This is a genomic window from Blastococcus sp. SYSU DS0541 (genome assembly GCF_054050875.1).
Genome location: NZ_JBJHAD010000001.1, coordinates 262,241 through 279,460, shown reverse-complemented (window position 1 = coordinate 279,460; position 17,220 = coordinate 262,241). Strand labels below are relative to the sequence as shown.

Genomic DNA, 17,220 nt, shown 5'->3' with positions numbered 1-17,220 from the left:
CTGGTCCACCCCCACGGCGGCGGCAGGCGGCAGCCGCCGGCCCCGTCGACGGCACCCGCCGCGCGATGGGGCGCGGCCGGTCCCGGACGAGGCCGGCCGGGTGCGGATGCGCATCGCACGGACCGACCGCGCCACCATCGACGGTTCGCTCAGCTGGTGAGCATCCCGCCCTCGACGGGGATGGTCGTGCCGGTGACGTAGCCGCCCGCGTCGCTGACCAGGAAGACCAGGGCGGCGGCGAGCTCCTCCGGCTCGCCCTTCCGCCCCACGAGGACCCGGGACAGCTGCGACTCCAGGTAGCCCTCGGGGTACTGGTCGGTCATCTCGGAGGTGAAGAAGCCGGGCGCCAGGGCGTTGACCCGGATCCCCTTGCGCCCGGTCCACTGCTGGGCGAGGTCGCGGGTCAGCCCGATCAGCCCCGCCTTGCTGGCGGCGTAGGCGGCCTGCGGCAGGCCGGCCGTCGTCAGCCCGAGCACGCTGGAGATGTTCACGATCGAGCTGCCCGGCTGCATGACCCGGCCGCAGGCCTGCGCCATCCAGTAGCAGCCGTTGAGGTTGACGTCGATGACCTGCCGGAACTGCTCGGGCGTCTCCCGGGTGGCCGGCGCGGCGGTGCCGACCCCGGCGTTGTTGACCAGGACGTCGACCTTGCCGAACTCGGCCATGGCGGCGTCGACGAGCGCCTGGCAGTCCTCGGGCCGGGAGACGTCGGTGGCCACGCTGATCGCCCGCCGCCCGGCCTCCTCCACCGCACGCTGGGTCTCGGCCAGGCGGTCGACCCGGCGGGCACCCAGGACGACGTCGCAGCCGGCCTCGGCCAGGGTGCGGGCGAAGACGGCCCCCAGGCCGGAGGAGGCCCCGGTGACGATGGCGACGCGGTCGTCGAGGCGGAACAGGTCGAGGATCGAGCGGTCGGGCATGAGCGGGGTTCTCCTCGGGTTCGGCGGGCTGTCGGGCCACCGTATCGGCCCTGTGCGGTAGATCACCGATCGAGCCGGGTAGGGGCCCCGGGTCCAGCCAACGGGGACCAGGGGGACGACCGTGACCAACCTCGCGCAGAACCTGCTCGACTCCGCCGACGAGGGCGCCGACCGTCCCGCGCTGCGGATGGATGACGCCGAGCTCACCTACGGCGGGTTCCGCGACGCCGCGCTCCGCGTCGCCGCCTCGCTGCAGGCCCGCGGCGTGCGGCCGGGCGACCGCGTCGGGCTGGTGCTGCCCAACGTCCTCTCGTTCCCGGTCGTCTTCTACGGGGCCCTGCTCGCCGGTGCCGCCGTCGTGCCGATGAACCCGCTGCTCAAGGCGCGGGAGGTGCAGTACTTCCTCGAGGACTCCGGCGCGCGGGTCGTCGTCACGCTGGAGAGCACGGCCGGGCCGGTGCGCGAGGCGGCGGACGTGGTCGGCGCCGAGGCCGTCGTGGTGGGGCCCGCCTCCCCCGACGAGCTCATGACCGCCGAGCCGCTCGGCGCGGCGGTGGAGCGGTCCGACGACGACCTGGCCGTCGTCCTCTACACCTCGGGGACGACCGGGCAGCCCAAGGGCGCCGAGCTGACCCACGCGAACATGGGCCGCAACGCGCTCACCACCGCCGAGACGCTCGCCGAGAACACCGCCGACGACGTGATCATGGGCTGCCTGCCGCTGTTCCACGTCTTCGGTCTGACCTGCGGCCTCAACACCGCCGTCGTGCGGGGCTCCCTGCTCACGCTCGTCCCCCGGTTCGACGGCGCGAAGGCGCTGGAGGTGATCGAGCGAGACCGCGTCACCATCTTCGAAGGCGTCCCGACGATGTTCGCCGCGATGCTGCACCAGCCCGACGCCGACCGGCACGACCTCTCGAGCCTCCGGCTGTGCGTCTCCGGCGGCTCGGCGATGCCGGTCGAGATCATGCGCTCCTTCGAGGAGCGCTTCGGTTGCATGATCCTCGAGGGCTACGGCCTGTCGGAGACCTCGCCGGTCGCCTCGTTCAACCACCCGCACGCGGAGCGCAAGCCCGGCTCGATCGGGACCCCGATCCGCGGTGTGGAGATGCGCCTGGTCGACGACGACGGCAACGAGGTGGGCGGCGGCGAGGTCGGCGAGATCGCCATCCGCGGCGAGAACGTGATGCGCGGTTACTGGGAGCGGCCGGAGGAGACGGCGAAGGCGATCCCCGACGGCTGGTTCCGCACCGGCGATCTCGCCCGCACCGACGAGGACGGCTACTTCTTCATCGTCGACCGCAAGAAGGAGATGATCATCCGCGGCGGCTACAACGTCTACCCGCGGGAGATCGAGGAGGCGCTGTACGAGCACCCGGCGGTGGCCGAGGCCGCTGTCGTGGGGGTCGCGCACCCCGACCTCGGCGAGGAGGTGGCCGCGGCGGTCGCCCTCAAGCCCGGCATGACCGCCGAGGTCGAGGAGCTGCGCGAGTTCGTCAAGGCGCGGGTGGCCGCCTACAAGTACCCCCGCCACCTCTGGCTGGTGGACAGCCTGCCGAAGGGCCCGACCGGGAAGATACTGCGCCGCGCCGTGGAGATCCCGCAGGAGGTGGGGGCCCGATGAGCCAGCCCCCCGCGCCCCGCAAGGCACCGCCGTCGCCGCCGCTGTGGCGGCAGGCCTTCGACGCCGCCGAGCGGGCGATCGCGCCCCGCGCCGAGGACGTGGTGCGCAGCGAGTACTTCGCGCTGGCCACCGCTCTGCTGCGGCGCGCGCAGACCGTGGCGGGCAGCTCGGCGCAGGGGCTCAGCGCCCGCGCCTGGCACCTGCTCAACCTGCCCGCCGGCAGCGACGTCAGCCGCCTGCGCGCGCAGATCGGCTCGCTCGACCGCGAGGTGCGCCGGCTGACCATCCAGCTGGAGAAGGAACGGCGACGCAGCTCCGCGTCCCGCCCGGACCGCCCTCGACCGACCACCGCCCCGACCACGGAGGACAGCGATGCCGACGGTGCCCAGCCCGCAGACGGTGCTCGACCGCGTCCGGCGCGACGTCGAGCGCAACACCCTGCGCGCCCGTAACGGCATCAAGCTCGTCGCCGGCGTCGACCGGCCCGGCGTCGGGCAGACCCCCAAGGACGTCGTCTGGCAGCGCGGCCGCACCCAGCTCTGGCACTACCGCAACGACCCCGACACCTACGGGGGCGTCCGCTACGGCCCGCCGCTGCTCATCGTCTTCAGCCTCGTGAGCAAGAGCTACATCCTCGACCTGACGCCGGGCAACAGCTTCGTGGAGCAACTGCTCGAGGCCGGCTTCGACGTCTACATGCTCGATTGGGGCGAGCCCGACGAGCGCGATGCGGGCAACGGGCTCGAGGACTACGCCGACGACTACATCCCCGCCGGGGTCGACCGGGTCCTGGAGCTCTCCGGCGCCGACGAGGTCAACCTGTTCGGCTACTGCTTCGGCGGGAACCTCGCGCTGCTCTACGCCGCGCACCACCCCGACGCGCCGCTGCGCAGCCTCACCGTGCTGGCCACGCCCGTGGACTTCCGGCACATGGGCCCGCTCGCCGACATCTTCGCCGTCGGGGGCATGGACGTCGGCTCGGTCCTCGGTCCGGACGGCAACGTCCCGCCCTCGGTCGTCGTCCAGGGCTTCCGCGCGCTGACCCCCACGGCGGAGGTCACCCGGTACGTCACCCTCTGGGAGCGGCTCTGGAACGACGAGTACGTCGCGTCCTACCAGGCCATGACCGGCTGGTCGGACGACCACGTGCCCTTCCCCGGCGTCGCGGCACGGCAGACGGCGGAGATGCTCGTGCGGGCCAACGGCATGGTCAACGACCGGCTCTCCGTGGGCGGGGACCCGGTTCACCTCTCCGACATCCAGGTGCCGTTCCTGACCGTGCGCGCCAACCGCGACCACATCGTGCCGCCGGACGCGACGGCGCCGCTGATCGACCTGGTCGGGTCCCCCGACAAGCACGAGCTGTGCCTCGACGCCGGCCACATGGGGCTCGTGGTGGGGCGCACCGCGGCGAAGACGACGGTGCCCACGATCATCGACTTCGTCCGCCGGCGCAGCGACGCGCTCGACGCCGACGAGACCAGCCGGGAGGCCTGACGTGACGGTGGTGGAACTGGGACCGGAGCGCTGCGATGCGCTGCTCCGCTTCTTCGGCGACCTGCCCGCCGGTGACCTGACGTTCATCAAGGAGGAGGTCACCGACCCCGAGACGGTGCGCTCCTGGGCCAGCGGCGAGTCGTCGGGCGGTCGCTGGGTGGCGGTCGAGGGCGACGACGTGACCGGCTACGTCGCCGTCCGGCCGCTCCCGGGCTGGTCGGACCACGTGGGTGAGGTGCGCCTGGTCGTCGCGCCGTCCCGCCGCGGCAGCGGGCTCGGGCGTGCGCTGGCCCGGCAGGCGCTGGTCGGCGCGGTCTCCTCCGGGCTGTCCAAGCTGGTCGTGGAGGTCGTCGCCGAGCAGGGGTCGGCGCTGGCGCTCTTCAGCGACCTCGGCTTCTCCGGGGAGGCGCTCCTGCGCGACCACATCCGCGACCGCGACGGCGAGCTGCGCGACCTCATGGTGCTGGCCCACCACGTCTCCGACACCTGGTCGGGCATGGACACCGTCGGCATCGCCGACGAGCTGGGGGCGCCGGCCGGCTGAGGCCCCGGGTCAGCGCTCGGTGACGCGTCCGCCGTCGACCTCGAGCAGCCGGTCGGTGGCGACGGCGGCGAGCATCCGCCGGTCGTGGGTGACCAGCAGCAGGGTGCCGGAGTAGCCGGCGAGCGCCTGCTCCAGCTGCTCGATCGCCGGCAGGTCCAGGTGGTTGGTCGGCTCGTCGAGCACGAGGACGTTGATCCCACGCGCCTGCAGCAGCGCCAGCGCCGCGCGCGTCCGCTCCCCCGGCGAGAGGGTGACCGCGGGGCGCGTGACGTGGTCGGCGGTGAGCCCGAACTTGGCCAGCAACGTGCGCACCTCCGCCGTCGGCCAGTCGGGCACCTCCGCGCCGAAGGCGTCCAGCAACTGCTCGGTGCCGAGGAACCGCCCGCGGGCCTGGTCGATCTCGCCGATGCGGACCGACGGCCCCAGCGACGCCGCACCCTCGTCCAGCGGCAGGCGGCCGAGGAGCGCCGCCAGCAGCGTCGACTTGCCGGAGCCGTTGGCGCCGGTGATGGCGATGCGGTCACCCCAGTCCACCTGGAGGTCCACCGGCCCGAGGGTGAAGGGACCCCTCCGCACGACCGCACCGCGCAGGGTCGCCACGACGGCCCCCGCGCGGGGGGCGGCGGCGATCTCCATGCGGAGCTCCCACTCCTTGCGCGGCTCCTCGACCACGTCGAGCCGCTCGATCAGCCGCTCCGTCTGCTTCGCCTTCGCGGCCTGCTTCTCTGCCGACGCCCGGTTGAAGTTCTTGATGTGCTTGTCGGGGTCCTTCGACTTCTTGACCGCGTCGCGGACGCCCTTGGCCATCCAGTTGCGCTGCATCCGCGCGCGCGCCTCGAGCCCGGCCTTCGTGTCGGCGAACTCCTCGAACTCCTCGCGCGCGTGCCGCCGGGCGATCTCGCGCTCCACCAGGTAGGCCTCGTAACCGCCGTCGTGCACCCGCACGAGCTGCTGGGCCAGGTCCAGCTCGACGATCCGGGTGGCCGTGCGGGCGAGGAACTCGCGGTCGTGGCTGACCACGACCACGCCGGACCGGGAGCCGGCGACGAACCGCTCCAGCTGGTCCAGGCCGGCGAGGTCGAGGTCGTTGGTCGGCTCGTCGAGGAGCAGGACGTCGTAGCGGCTCAGCAGCAGCGCGGCCAGCCCGACGCGGGCGGCCTGGCCACCGGACAACCCGGTGGTCGGCGCGTGGAGCGCGACCCCCGGCGCCACCTCGGCGACGACCTCGGCGGCCCGCTCGTCGAGGTCGGCCCCACCCAGGGCCAGCCAGCGCTCCAGGGCGTCGCCGTACGCGTCGTCGGCGCCGGCCTGCCCCGCCACGAGCGCCTCGGTGGCGGCGTCGAGCTCCGCCTGCGCCGAGGCGACACCGGTGCGGCGCGCCAGCGCGGCGAGGACCGTCTCCCCCGGGCGGCGCTCGTGCTCCTGCGGCAGGTAGCCGAGCGTCGCCGTCGGCGGGCTGAGGGAGATGCTCCCGGACTCGGCAGGGAGCTCCCCGGCCAGCGTGCGCAGCAGGGTCGACTTGCCGGCGCCGTTCACCCCGACCAGGCCGACGACGTCGCCCGGGGCGACGACGAGATCGAGGTCGGCGAAGAGCACGCGGGCGCCGTGACCGGCTGCCAGTCCGCGGGCGACGAGGGTGGCGCTCACCCCTGCAGCCTGCCAAGCGCCCGCGAGGCGCTCAGTCCCGGCTCGCCGACGGGTCGTCGTCGACGTCGAAGGCGTCCTCCCCGTAGCCGCTGCCGGCGTCCTCCGCGACCACCCTCGCCCGCCGCACGAGCCACGGCTGCAGGTGGTCGTAGCCGCGCACCGACACCCGCCGCAGCGGCCGGACCCGGTAGTCGCCCACCGCGCGCAACCGGTCGGCGAGGTCCCGGTCGACCAGCAGGGCGCCCGGTCGGGCCAGCGACGTCAGCCGGCTGGCGAGGTTGACCACCGGCGAGTAGACGTCGCCGAGCCGGGTGAGGACCGCGCCGTAGGCGGCGCCGACCCGCAGGGGCGGGCGGTCGTCGGCCGCCCAGGCGTCGGGGAGCTCCAGGCCGATGTCCGCGGCGTCCGTCGCCGACCACGCGGTGAAGAGGACGCCGTCGCCGACGGTCTTCACCACCCGGCCGTGGTGCCGGGCGATCACCTCGGCGGCGGTGCTCTCGAAGTCCTCGACCATCGCGCCGAGCTCGCGGCCACCCATGCCCCGGCTGCGCGAGGTGTAGCCGACGAGGTCGGCGAAGCCCACCGCCAGCTCCCGGCGGTCGCCGGGCCCGGTCGCGGCCAGCAGGCGGTCGACGTTGGCCACCAGGTGCCGGCGCCAGACGTAGTCCTGCACCTCGCGCAGCCGGGGCAGGAGCGCCTGGGCGGCGGCCACCGCCCGCTCCGTGGTCGCGGCCGGGTCCTCGTCGGCCCGCGCCCCGCGCAGCAGCGCGTCGGCCAGCATGTCGGTCTGCCAGTCGGCCAACCGGGAGAGCGACTGCCCCATCGCCCGGGCGATGGAGGCCTCGCTCTCCGTGTCGACGAAGCCGGAGTCGATCAGGGTCGAGAGGACGCCCAGCGCGGCGATGTCGGCGTCGGTGAAAGCGGGGTCGTCGTCGGCGGCGTCGGGGAAGCCGAGCGCCCGCCACAGCCGCTGCGTCCGCTCCGGTGGCATGCCGGCCATCCGGCCGACGTCCAGGCGGGTGTAGCGCCGGGGGCCGCCGAGCAGCAGCCGCTCCAGCGCCTCGCGGGCGCCCGGCTCAGGACCCGCCCCGGCGTCGTCCATGCGCCTCGGACCTCAGTCCGTGGTGTGGACGACCAGCACGTCGCACCCCGACCGGCGGGTGGCGTCGGCCGGGACCGAGCCCAGCAGCCGGCCCTTGATGCTGTTGAGGCCCCGGTTGCCGACGACGAGCAGGTCCGCCTTCTCCCGGCGGACGACCTCCAGCAGCGTCTCGACCGGTGATCCCATCACCGCCACGGTGCGCACGTCGCGGGCGCCGGATGCCAGTGCGCGCTCGGCGGCGGTGCGCACGGTCTCCTCGGCGGGGTGGGACCCGACCACCTGGTAGGCCTCGTCCCCCAGCACGTCCTGCGCCCGGGCGAGCTCCCGGTCGTCGGTCTCCGTGGGGAGGTAGGCGCAGGCGACCACCAGCGTCGCGCCGCAGGCGCCGGCCAGTGCCCCGGCCCGGGCGACCGCGCGCAGCGAGGACTCCGACCCGTCGGTTCCGACGACGACCGTGGTGTAGGCGTTCGCGGGCTCGCTCACGGCGCGCACTCTAAGGGACGGCGCGCGGCCGTGTGCCCGGGGTCACGCACACCGGGCGCGCGGGCAACGGAGCGGTGGAAAACGTGCCCGCGGGGTGCCGGAACGTCGTGCCGGTGCGCTTGGATGGGCGGGACACGGGCCACCAGATCGGAGGCGCGACATCGCCACCCCCCACTCCCCCGTGACCGACCCCGTGCGGGTCGAGGTCCGGGGGCTCACCAAGTCCTTCGGCTCCGTCCGGGCGGTGAGCGACCTGGGCTTCACCGTCGAGCCGGGCACGGTCACCGGGTTCCTCGGCCCCAACGGCGCGGGCAAGACCACCACGCTGCGCATGCTGCTCGGGCTGGTCCGCCCCGACGCGGGCACCGCCACGTTCGACGGCACCCCGTACACGGCGCTGCGGGAGCCGGTCCGCACCGTCGGCGCGGTCCTGGAGACCGCCTTCCACCCGGCCCGGTCCGGCCGCAACCACCTGCGCGTCTACTGCCGCGCGGCCGGGCTGCCGGTCGAGCGCGCCGACGCGGTGCTGGCCCAGGTCGGGCTGGCCGACGCCGGGGGACGGCGCGCCGGCGGCTACTCCCTCGGGATGCGCCAGCGGCTCGGGCTGGCCACGGCGCTGCTCGGCGATCCCTCCGTGCTGGTGCTCGACGAGCCGGCCAACGGCCTGGACCCCGAGGGCATCCAGTGGCTGCGAGGCTTCCTCCGCCACCTCGCCCACGACCAGGGCCGCACGGTGCTGGTCTCCAGCCACCTGCTCTCGGAGGTGGAGCAGACCGTCGACCGCGTCGTCATCGTCGGCGCCGGCCGGCTGGTCCGCGAGGGCTCGATGGCGCAGCTGCGCGCCGGGGCCGACGGCGCCGGCTCGGTGCTGGTGCGCAGTCCCGAGGCGACCCGGCTGGCCGACTCGCTGCGCGCCGACGGCACGTCCGTCACGCTCGACGGCGACTTCCTGACCGTCACCGGCCGCACCACCGCCGAGGTCGGCGCCCGCGCCTTCACCGCCGGGGTGGAGCTGCACGAGCTGCGCTCGCGCACCAGCGGCCTGGAGGAGATCTACTTCCAGCTCACCGCCGGCCAGGAGCAGTACGCCGCCGGCGCGACGACCCCGGAGCTCTCGCGATGACCCACCTGATCCGCGCCGAGTGGACCAAGCTGTTCACGACCAGGGTGTGGCTGGGCCTGCTGCTGGGCGCCTGCGTCATGGTGATCGGCTTCGCCGTCCTGCTCACCTCCTTCGCCGGCAACCCCGAGTCGGGCATCCCGGCCGTGGGCACGCCGATCTACGAAGAGCTGGCGATGGCGAACGCCGTGAACGTCAACGTCCTCTTCCTCATCGTCGGCATCATCGGGATGACCCAGGAGTACCGGCACCGGACGGCGACGCCGACGTTCCTGACCACCCCGCGCCGCGGCCGCGTCGTGATCGCCAAGCTGCTGGCCTACGCGCTGGCGGCGACGCTGTTCGCGCTGGTCGTGCTGGTCGTCAACTACGCGACCGTCGCGATCCACGCCGGGGCGCGCGGCGCGGCGCCGGCGCTGGACGCGGACAACCTCGGCACGCTGGGCAGCTCCGGGCTGGCGCTGATCATCTACGCGGTCATCGGCGTGGGGCTCGGTGCTCTGCTGCGCAACCAGGTCGGGGCGATCGTCGGCGGGCTGGTCTACCTGTTCGTCATCGAGCCGATCATCCGGTCGATCCCGGCCACCTCGGGGGCGTACAAGTGGATGCCGGGAGGTGCGTTGGAGGCGCTCACCGCGACCTTCCAGGGCCCCGACCTCCTGGAGGCGTGGCAGGGCGGTCTCCTGCTGCTCGGTTACGGTCTCGTGGCGGCCCTGCTGGGCACCTTCCTGGCCGTCCGCCGCGACATCGCCTGAGACGGCCGGGGGCTCGTCCCACGCCCCCGCCCCGGTCGAGAGCACGCGCCGGGCAGCCGCGAACGCAGAACGGAGAACGCGTGACCACTCGCATGACCGTCCAACGACTCGGCCGGCTGATCGCCGACGGCGAGACCGATGCCGTCCGGTCGGCGGTCGCCGACTCGCCCCAGCTGCTCGAGGGCTCCGTCGAACGGGACGGCCAGGACGGCTGGACCCCCCTGCACCTGGCGGTCGCCTGCGACCGGGTCGAGGTCGTCCGCGTCCTCGCCTCGGCCGGGGCGGACCTCGCCGCGCGCACGGACCAGCACCGCACACCGCTGCACGTGGCGCTGGAGCACGCGCCCGATCTGGTCCCGGTGCTGGTGGAGCTCGGGGCGGTCGTCGACGCCCCCAGCGCCGCCTACCTCGACGACGTCGACCGGCTCACCGCGGAGCTGGACGGCGGGGCGGCGCTGACCGACCCGGCCACGGGGGTCGACCTGCTGGCCTGGGCCGCGTACGGGGGCGCCGCGGGCGCCGCGCGGCTGCTGCTGGCGCGCGGGGCCGACGCCGACGGGGGCGCGCTGCACGCCGCGGCCGCCGGCGGCAGCGCGGAGCTGGTCCGCCTGCTCCTGGACGCCGGCGCCGACGTGGACCGCCGGGATCCCGACACCGGGCGCACCCCGCTGCACACCGCCGTGGCGGCGGGCGCGACGGGGGACGCACCGGAGATCGTCCGGGCTCTGCTGGACGCGGGGGCCGACGTCAACGCCACCACGCACGACGGTGCCAGCGCGCTCGACATCAGCCGCGTGGCGGCGGCCAGGCACCGGCAGGAGGACGACGACCAGGCCAGCGGCAACGACGCCCTGGTCGATCTCCTGGTCGCCCACGGCGCCACCCACTGACCCCGACGTGGGACGGGCGCGCGGATCCGGCTCCGCACCCGGTCGGCGACCGGGGACGGGCGTAGACTCGACACCCGGTCCAGCGACGCGCCCCTCAGACGCAGCCCCGAGACGAAGAAGGCACTCGACCCCGTGTCAAGCGTGAGTTCATCCCGACCGTCGTCCAACTCGTCCCCGGTCGCCGGTTTCGGCACCAACGAGTGGCTGGTCGAGGAGATGTACCAGCAGTTCCTCGCCGACCCGTCCAGCGTCGATCAGGCGTGGCACGAGTTCTTCGCCGACTACCGTCCCGGTCCGCCGGCCGGTGGCGACCGGGAGCACGCGCCGTCGGGGAACGCGGCGCCGGCCGCGAAGGAGGCGGCCCCCGCCGAGGCCCCGGCCTCCCCCGCGCCCGCGGCCCCCGCCGCCAAGAAGCCCGACGTCCAGCGCCCGGCCGCCGGGTCCCAGCCGACGGGGAGCCCGCCCGTGCAGAAGACCGACCAGCCCGCCGCCCCTGCCGCCGCCAAGGCCGCTCCCCCCGCCGCCAAGGCCGCTCCTGCCGCCGCCAAGGCCGCTCCCCCCGCACCCAAGCCGCCGGCGGGCGAGGGCAAGCAGTCCCCGCTGCGGGGCGCCGCCGCGGCGGTGGTCAAGAACATGAACGCCTCGCTGACCGTGCCCACGGCGACGAGCGTGCGGGCGGTGCCGGCCAAGCTGCTGGTCGACAACCGGATCGTCATCAACAACCACCTGGCCCGCGCGCGTGGCGGCAAGATCTCCTTCACGCACCTGATCGGCTACGCGCTGGTCCGGGCGCTGGACTCGTTCCCCAACATGAACAGCGCCTTCGCCGAGATCGACGGCAAGCCGGTGCTGGTGGCGCCCGAGCACGTCAACTTCGGGCTGGCGATCGACCTGCCCAAGCCCGACGGCTCGCGGTCGCTGGTCGTGGCCTCCATCAAGGGCGCCGAGGAGCTGGACTTCGCCGGCTTCTGGGCCGCCTACGAGGACATCATCCGCCGCGCCCGGAACAACAAGCTGACGATGGAGGACTTCTCCGGCACCACGATCAGCCTGACCAACCCCGGCACCATCGGCACCAACCACTCGGTGCCGCGGCTGACCGCCGGGCAGGGCGCGATCATCGGCGTGGGCGCGATGGAGTACCCCGCCGAGTTCCAGGGGATGAGCCCCGAGGTGCTCACCGAGATGGGCGTCTCGAAGATCATCACGCTCACCTCCACCTACGACCACCGGATCATCCAGGGCGCGGAGTCGGGCGACTTCCTGCGCAAGCTGCACTCGCTGCTGCTGGGCGAGGACGGCTTCTACGACGAGGTCTTCCGCTCGCTGCGGATCCCCTACGAGCCGGTGCGCTGGATGCCGGACGTGCGGGTCACGCGCGAGGGGCAGATCGACAAGGAAGCCCGGGTCATCGAGGTCATCGAGTCCTACCGGCGCAACGGCCACCTCATGGCCGACACCGACCCGCTCGAGTTCAAGGTCCGCACCCACCCCGACCTGGACATCCTCCAGCACGGGCTGACCCTGTGGGACCTCGACCGGAAGTTCCCGGTCGGCGGCTTCGCCGGTGAGCGCCTCATGCCGCTGCGGGACATCCTCGGCGTGCTGCGCAACTCCTACTGCCGCACGGTCGGCGTGGAGTACATGCACATCACCGATCCCGAGGAGCGCGAGTGGCTCCAGCAGCGGATCGAGCTCAAGCACGCGCAACCCGACCGCGAGAAGCAGAAGCACGTGCTCGGCCGGCTCAACGCCGCGGAGGCGTTCGAGACCTTCCTGCAGACCAAGTACGTCGGGCAGAAGCGGTTCAGCCTCGAGGGCGGGGAGTCGGTCATCCCGATCCTCGACGAGGTGCTCATCGCCGGCACGGACCACGGCCTGGACGAGGTCGCGATCGGCATGGCCCACCGCGGCCGGCTCAACGTCCTGGCCAACGTGCTCGGCAAGAGCTACGCCAAGATCTTCGGCGAGTTCGAGGGCAACATCGACCCGGGCACCGTCCAGGGCTCCGGCGACGTGAAGTACCACCTCGGGGCCACGGGCACGTTCCGCAACCCGTTCCGCGAGGACGCGGAGATCGCCGTCTCCCTGGCCAGCAACCCCAGCCACCTGGAGACGGTCAACCCCGTCCTCGAGGGCATCGTCCGCGCCAAGCAGGACATGATCGACAAGGGCGAGCAGGGCTTCACCGTCCTCCCCGTCCTGCTGCACGGGGACTCGGCGTTCGCCGGCCAGGGCGTGGTCCAGGAGACGCTGAACCTCTCCCAGCTGCGCGGCTACCGCACCGGCGGCACCGTGCACGTCGTCATCAACAACCAGGTCGGCTTCACCACCAGCCCCGGTTCGGCGCGCTCGACGCTGTACTCCACCGACGTCGCGCGGATGGTCAACGCGCCGATCTTCCACGTCAACGGCGACGACCCGGAGGCCTGCGTCCGGGTGGCCCGGCTGGCGGTCGAGTACCGGCAGACGTTCAAGAAGGACGTCGTCATCGACCTCGTCTGCTACCGCCGCCGCGGCCACAACGAGGGCGACGACCCCTCGATGACCCAGCCGCAGATGTACGACATCATCGACCGCAAGCGCTCGGTGCGGAAGCTGTACACCGAGGCGCTGGTGGGTCGCGGCGACATCACGCTCGAGGAGGCCGAGGAGGCCCTCAAGGACTACCGCGGCCAGCTCGAGCGCGCCTTCGCCGAGACCCACGACGCGCAGGACTCCTCGAAGCCCGAGCCGGTCATGGACCCGCGCACGCCGCAGGAGTCCACGGTGCAGACGGCGATCACGCAGGAGGTCCTCAAGACCATCGGCGACGCGCACGTCTCCTTCCCGACGGACTTCACGCCCCACCCGAAGCTGCAGAAGATGCTCGAGCGGCGGGCCGCGATGGCCAGCGAGGGCGGCATCGACTGGGCCATGGGTGAGCTGCTGGCGTTCGGGTCGCTGCTCATGGAGGGGGTGCCGGTGCGGCTGGCCGGCCAGGACTCCCGCCGCGGCACCTTCGTGCAGCGCCACTCGGTCCTCATCGACCGGGAGAACGGCGCCGAGTACACGCCGCTGGCCAACCTGACCGAGGAGCAGGCGAAGTTCTTCGTCTACGACTCGCTGCTCAGCGAGTACGCCGCGCTCGGCTTCGAGTACGGCTACTCCGTGGCCAACCCCAAGGCGCTCGTGCTGTGGGAGGCCCAGTTCGGCGACTTCGTCGACGGGGCGCAGATGGTCATCGACGAGTTCATCAGCTCCGGTGAGGCGAAGTGGGGCCAGCGCTCCGGCGTCGTCCTGCTCCTGCCGCACGGCATGGAGGGCCAGGGCCCGGACCACTCCAGCGGTCGGATCGAGCGGTTCCTGCAGCTGTCGGCGGAGAACAACATGACCGTCGCCAACTGCACCACCCCCGGCAACTACTTCCACCTGCTGCGGCGCCAGGCGCTCTCCGACGTGCACCGCCCGCTGGTGGTGTTCACGCCGAAGTCGCTCCTGCGGGCGAAGGCTGCGGTCAGCCCCGTCGAGGACTTCACCGAGGAGAACTTCCGGCCGGTGCTCCCCGACACCGGGGTGGGTGGCGAGCCGCTGGAGGCCTCGGCGGTGCGCCGGGTGCTGCTCTGCAGCGGCAAGGTCGCCTACGACCTGATGGCGCAGCGGGAGAACGAGGGCACCGCTGACACCGCGATCGTCCGCGTCGAGCAGCTCTACCCGCTGCCGGCCGAGCAGATCCGGACGGAGCTCGAGCGCTACCCGGAGGCCACGGACGTGGTCTGGGTGCAGGAGGAGCCGGCGAACATGGGCGCCTGGCAGTTCATGGCGGTCAACCTGCCCGAGGAGCTGCCCGAGGGCCGCACGCTCCGGCGGGTCAGCCGCCGCGCGTCGGCCAGCCCCGCCGTCGGCTCGGCCAAGGTCCACGAGGTCGAGCAGCGCAAGCTGGTCGCCGAGGCCTTCGCCGACTGACCCCGCGGACGCTCGCGTCCCCCTTCCGCGCCCGGCCCCCGAACACCACGGGGGCCGGGCGTCGTAGGTTCTCCGGCATGTACTTCACCGACCGGGGCCTGGAGGAGCTGGCCGAGCGGCGCGGCACCGAGCAGGTCACCCTGGCCTGGCTGGCCGACCAGATGCAGGCGTTCGTGGACCAGCACCCCGACTTCGAGGTCCCCGTCGAGCGGCTGGCCACGTGGCTGGCCCGCGGGGGCACGGACGACGACGACCTGGACGACTGAGGGACGACGGACGGGGAGCTCGCGCGCCGAGCGCGACGCACTCGTGGCCATCACCCGCTGATCCCACGAGTCCGTCGCAGCGGGCCGGTTCCGCCCGCCCCTCCGCGAGCCTGCGCCGCTGCACCCCTCTCGCCAGGCACCCTCCGTAGGTGCTCGGTCACTCGCACGCGCTCTCCGGACTCGCCGTCGGCGCCGCCACCCTGCCCTGGGCACCCGTGCAGGGCCCCGTCGCCCAGGGCGCCTGGATCGCCGCCGTCGGCGGGTTCGCGATGCTGCCGGACCTCGACCACCGCAGCTCCACCGTCTCCGACATGTGGGGTCCGGTCACCGACGTGCCGGCGGGGGCGATCGGCGCGCTCGCCGGCGGCCACCGCTGGGGCACGCACGACGCGGTCCTCGCGCCGCTGGCGTTCGGGGCGCTGGCCCTCGCCGCGGCCGGCGCCTACTGGTCGAGCCTGCTGCTGATGGCGCTGGGGATCGGGCTGGCGCTGCGGGCGCTGCACTTCGTCATCCCGGGCCGCACCGAGACGACCATCCTGGGCAACCTGCTGCTCTCCTGGGGCGGCGCCTGGCTGCTGCTCGGGCACATGGCACCGCCGGCCTGGCTGCCGTGGGCCGTCGCGGCGGGCGTGCTGACCCACGTGCTGGGCGACGCGATCACCACCGCGGGGGTGCCCGTGCCGCTCCTGTGGCTGGTCAAGCGCAGGCGGCTGGCCCTCTCCCGCATCCGCACCGGGGCCACGATCGAGAAGGTCGCCCTCGTGCCGCTGTTCGTCGTCGCCACGGTGGTGTTCTCGTACAGCAACACCGGGCTGCACACGGCGCTCGCCCCGGTGGTCGACCGGCTGCTCACCTCCGGCTGAGCCGCGCCCTCACGGGCGCGGGTTGGTCCGCGTCCAGCCGCGGTCGTCGCGCCGGGCGCCCTGACCGGCCCGGCAGCGGCGGCACACCGACTGCACCTCCTCGGCGTGCCGGCCGGACTCCGGCTGCACGTCCGGCCAACCGACGTGCGGGAAGCGGGCGAGCCTCGACCGGCTGAGCGCCAGCCCGCACACGGTCTCGTTGCGCCCGCGCTCCCAGGCGTGGACCTCCCCGGCGGGGTACCGGATGCCGTCGTCGGGGTCGACCCACTGACCCGTCGCCGCAACGCTCGCCATGGGGAGCAGGTACCCGCGGACCGGGGGTGCGGCAAACAGGTCGCCGGAGGTCACCGGTCCCCGCAGAATCCAGGGGTGGAGAGACTTGCGGAGAAGCTGCTGAACTGGGCCAGCATCCTCGACGACGAGACCCGCCGGCAGGCCGAGCGCACCGCCTCCCTCGACATCGTGCACCCGCACGTGGCGCTGATGCCCGACGCGCACCTGGGCAAGGGGGCCACCGTGGGCTCCGTGCTCCCGACGCGGGCCGCGATCATCCCGGCCGCGGTGGGCGTCGACATCGGCTGCGGCATGATCGCCGTCCGCACGCCGTGGTCGGTGGACGAGGTGCGGGCGCGCGGCCCCCTGGCACCGCTGCGCGGCGACATCGAGCGGGCCGTCCCGCTGTCGGCCGGCCGGTACAACAAGAAGCTGACCGCGACCGCCCGCCGCCGGGTCGCCGAGCTCGAGGCGACGGCCGAGGAGCTCGGCGACCGCGTGCTGCACTCGGTGACGACGACGGCGCCGAACTGGGCACTGCAGCTGGGCAGCCTGGGATCCGGCAACCACTTCATCGAGGTGACCGCCGACGAGCGCGACCAGGTGTGGCTCTTCCTGCACTCGGGCAGCCGCGGGGTGGGCAACAAGATCGCCCAGAAGCACATCGCGATCGCCCAGGAGCGGGCGCGGCGCGACGGTCTCGACCTACCCGACCGCGACCTCGCCTGGCTGGACGAGGGCACCCCGGAGTTCGACCGGTACATCGCCGAGCTCCGGTGGGCCCAGCACTTCGCGCTCCTCAACCGCGAGGAGATGATGGACCGGGTCGCCGACGCCCTGGCCCGGCACATGCGCGCCGACGCCACCCCCGAGCTCGAACGGATCAACGCCCACCACAACTTCAGCCAGCACGAGCGGCACGTCGGCGAAGAGCTGTGGGTGTCCCGGAAGGGCGCGATCGAGGCCAGGAGGGGGCAGGCCGGGCTGATCCCCGGGTCGATGGGGACGGCGAGCTACGTCGTCACCGGCCTCGGCAACCCGCAGTCGCTGAACAGCTCGCCGCACGGCGCCGGCCGGGTCTACTCGCGGAGCAAGGCCCGCCGGACCTTCACCCGCGCCCAGCTCGAGGAGTCGATGCGCGGCATCGAGTGGCGGCACAGCGACGCGTTCCTCGACGAGATCCCCGCCGCCTACAAGGACGTGGACGTCGTCATGGCCGACGCCGCCGACCTGGTCGAGGTTCGGCACACGCTGCGCCAGCTGGTGAACGTGAAGGGCGACTGAACCGCTA

The 17,220-nt window shown here is 73.5% G+C and carries 16 protein-coding genes; 11 read left to right on the top strand and 5 right to left on the bottom strand.

The annotated features are described in order from the left end of the window. Positions 1–149: 149 nt before the first annotated feature. Complete coding sequence (locus tag ACI794_RS01310; RefSeq protein WP_456579183.1) at positions 150–920, bottom strand: SDR family NAD(P)-dependent oxidoreductase; 771 nt, start codon at positions 918–920, stop codon at positions 150–152. A 121-nt stretch (positions 921–1,041) separates the two neighbouring features. Here ACI794_RS01310 and ACI794_RS01305 point away from each other — a divergent pair, with 121 nt between their 5' ends. The 4 genes from ACI794_RS01305 to ACI794_RS01290 are packed head-to-tail and all read left to right on the top strand — an operon-like array spanning position 1,042 to position 4,585. Then, the gene (locus ACI794_RS01305) at positions 1,042–2,544 is read left to right on the top strand and encodes a long-chain-fatty-acid--CoA ligase (RefSeq protein WP_456602128.1); all 1,503 of its coding nucleotides are present in this window, start codon (positions 1,042–1,044) and stop codon (positions 2,542–2,544) included. After that, positions 2,541–2,996: a hypothetical protein gene (locus ACI794_RS01300; protein ID WP_456602127.1), complete on the top strand. Its 456-nt coding sequence runs from the start codon at positions 2,541–2,543 to the stop codon at positions 2,994–2,996. Before ACI794_RS01305 ends, ACI794_RS01300 begins: the two co-directional genes overlap by 4 nt. Beyond that, positions 2,917–4,041, top strand: coding sequence for an alpha/beta fold hydrolase (locus ACI794_RS01295; protein WP_456579186.1), 1,125 nt, complete (start codon positions 2,917–2,919; stop codon positions 4,039–4,041). The genes ACI794_RS01300 and ACI794_RS01295 overlap by 80 nt, the downstream gene beginning before the upstream one ends. A 1-nt stretch (position 4,042) precedes the next feature. Then, positions 4,043–4,585, top strand: a complete 543-nt coding sequence (locus ACI794_RS01290) for an N-acetyltransferase family protein (RefSeq protein ID WP_456602125.1) — start codon at positions 4,043–4,045, stop codon at positions 4,583–4,585. Positions 4,586–4,594: 9 nt separating this feature from the next. Here ACI794_RS01290 and ACI794_RS01285 read toward each other — a convergent pair whose 3' ends face one another. From ACI794_RS01285 to ACI794_RS01275, 3 genes are read right to left on the bottom strand one after another with little or no spacing between them, the layout of a single operon-like run. Further along, positions 4,595–6,232 carry an ABC-F family ATP-binding cassette domain-containing protein gene (locus tag ACI794_RS01285; RefSeq protein ID WP_456615516.1) on the bottom strand — a complete coding sequence of 546 codons (1,638 nt, stop codon included), beginning with the start codon at positions 6,230–6,232 and terminating at the stop codon, positions 4,595–4,597. Between the two features lie 31 nt (positions 6,233–6,263). Next, positions 6,264–7,334, bottom strand: a complete 1,071-nt coding sequence (locus ACI794_RS01280; protein ID WP_456602123.1) for an adenylate/guanylate cyclase domain-containing protein — start codon at positions 7,332–7,334, stop codon at positions 6,264–6,266. 12 nt (positions 7,335–7,346) lie between these two features. Beyond that, positions 7,347–7,817: a universal stress protein gene (locus ACI794_RS01275; RefSeq protein ID WP_456615515.1), complete on the bottom strand. Its 471-nt coding sequence runs from the start codon at positions 7,815–7,817 to the stop codon at positions 7,347–7,349. A gap of 181 nt (positions 7,818–7,998) precedes the next feature. On the opposite strand from ACI794_RS01275, the gene ACI794_RS01270 reads away from it, so the two are divergent. The 6 genes from ACI794_RS01270 (at position 7,999) to ACI794_RS01245 (ending at position 15,656) form a co-directional block, all read left to right on the top strand. After that, entirely contained in the window at positions 7,999–8,940 is a 942-nt protein-coding gene (locus tag ACI794_RS01270) for an ABC transporter ATP-binding protein (RefSeq protein WP_456615514.1), read from the top strand. Next, entirely contained in the window at positions 8,937–9,692 is a 756-nt protein-coding gene (locus ACI794_RS01265; protein ID WP_456615513.1) for an ABC transporter permease, read from the top strand. The genes ACI794_RS01270 and ACI794_RS01265 overlap by 4 nt, the downstream gene beginning before the upstream one ends. An 80-nt stretch (positions 9,693–9,772) precedes the next feature. Continuing rightward, positions 9,773–10,582: an ankyrin repeat domain-containing protein gene (locus tag ACI794_RS01260; RefSeq protein WP_456602119.1), complete on the top strand. Its 810-nt coding sequence runs from the start codon at positions 9,773–9,775 to the stop codon at positions 10,580–10,582. Positions 10,583–10,723: 141 nt separating this feature from the next. Continuing rightward, positions 10,724–14,527 carry a multifunctional oxoglutarate decarboxylase/oxoglutarate dehydrogenase thiamine pyrophosphate-binding subunit/dihydrolipoyllysine-residue succinyltransferase subunit gene (locus ACI794_RS01255; RefSeq protein WP_456615512.1) on the top strand — a complete coding sequence of 1,268 codons (3,804 nt, stop codon included), beginning with the start codon at positions 10,724–10,726 and terminating at the stop codon, positions 14,525–14,527. Positions 14,528–14,604: 77 nt separating this feature from the next. Then, positions 14,605–14,793, top strand: coding sequence for a DUF6104 family protein (locus tag ACI794_RS01250; RefSeq protein ID WP_456602117.1), 189 nt, complete (start codon positions 14,605–14,607; stop codon positions 14,791–14,793). 149 nt (positions 14,794–14,942) lie between these two features. Further along, positions 14,943–15,656, top strand: a complete 714-nt coding sequence (locus ACI794_RS01245) for a metal-dependent hydrolase (protein WP_456615511.1) — start codon at positions 14,943–14,945, stop codon at positions 15,654–15,656. A 9-nt stretch (positions 15,657–15,665) separates the two neighbouring features. Here ACI794_RS01245 and ACI794_RS01240 read toward each other — a convergent pair whose 3' ends face one another. Continuing rightward, positions 15,666–15,950, bottom strand: coding sequence for a hypothetical protein (locus ACI794_RS01240; protein WP_456579197.1), 285 nt, complete (start codon positions 15,948–15,950; stop codon positions 15,666–15,668). A gap of 75 nt (positions 15,951–16,025) precedes the next feature. Here ACI794_RS01240 and ACI794_RS01235 point away from each other — a divergent pair, with 75 nt between their 5' ends. Next, the gene (locus ACI794_RS01235; RefSeq protein ID WP_456615510.1) at positions 16,026–17,213 is read left to right on the top strand and encodes an RtcB family protein; all 1,188 of its coding nucleotides are present in this window, start codon (positions 16,026–16,028) and stop codon (positions 17,211–17,213) included. Positions 17,214–17,220 lie beyond the last annotated feature (7 nt).

Coding starts and splice junctions, on each gene's coding strand:
- ACI794_RS01310 (WP_456579183.1), bottom strand. CDS start 920: ATGCCCGACCGCTCGATCCTCGACCTGTTCCGCCTCGACGACCGCGTC.
- ACI794_RS01300 (WP_456602127.1), top strand. CDS start 2,541: ATGAGCCAGCCCCCCGCGCCCCGCAAGGCACCGCCGTCGCCGCCGCTG.
- ACI794_RS01295 (WP_456579186.1), top strand. CDS start 2,917: ATGCCGACGGTGCCCAGCCCGCAGACGGTGCTCGACCGCGTCCGGCGC.
- ACI794_RS01280 (WP_456602123.1), bottom strand. CDS start 7,334: ATGGACGACGCCGGGGCGGGTCCTGAGCCGGGCGCCCGCGAGGCGCTG.
- ACI794_RS01265 (WP_456615513.1), top strand. CDS start 8,937: ATGACCCACCTGATCCGCGCCGAGTGGACCAAGCTGTTCACGACCAGG.
- ACI794_RS01250 (WP_456602117.1), top strand. CDS start 14,605: ATGTACTTCACCGACCGGGGCCTGGAGGAGCTGGCCGAGCGGCGCGGC.
- ACI794_RS01240 (WP_456579197.1), bottom strand. CDS start 15,950: ATGGCGAGCGTTGCGGCGACGGGTCAGTGGGTCGACCCCGACGACGGC.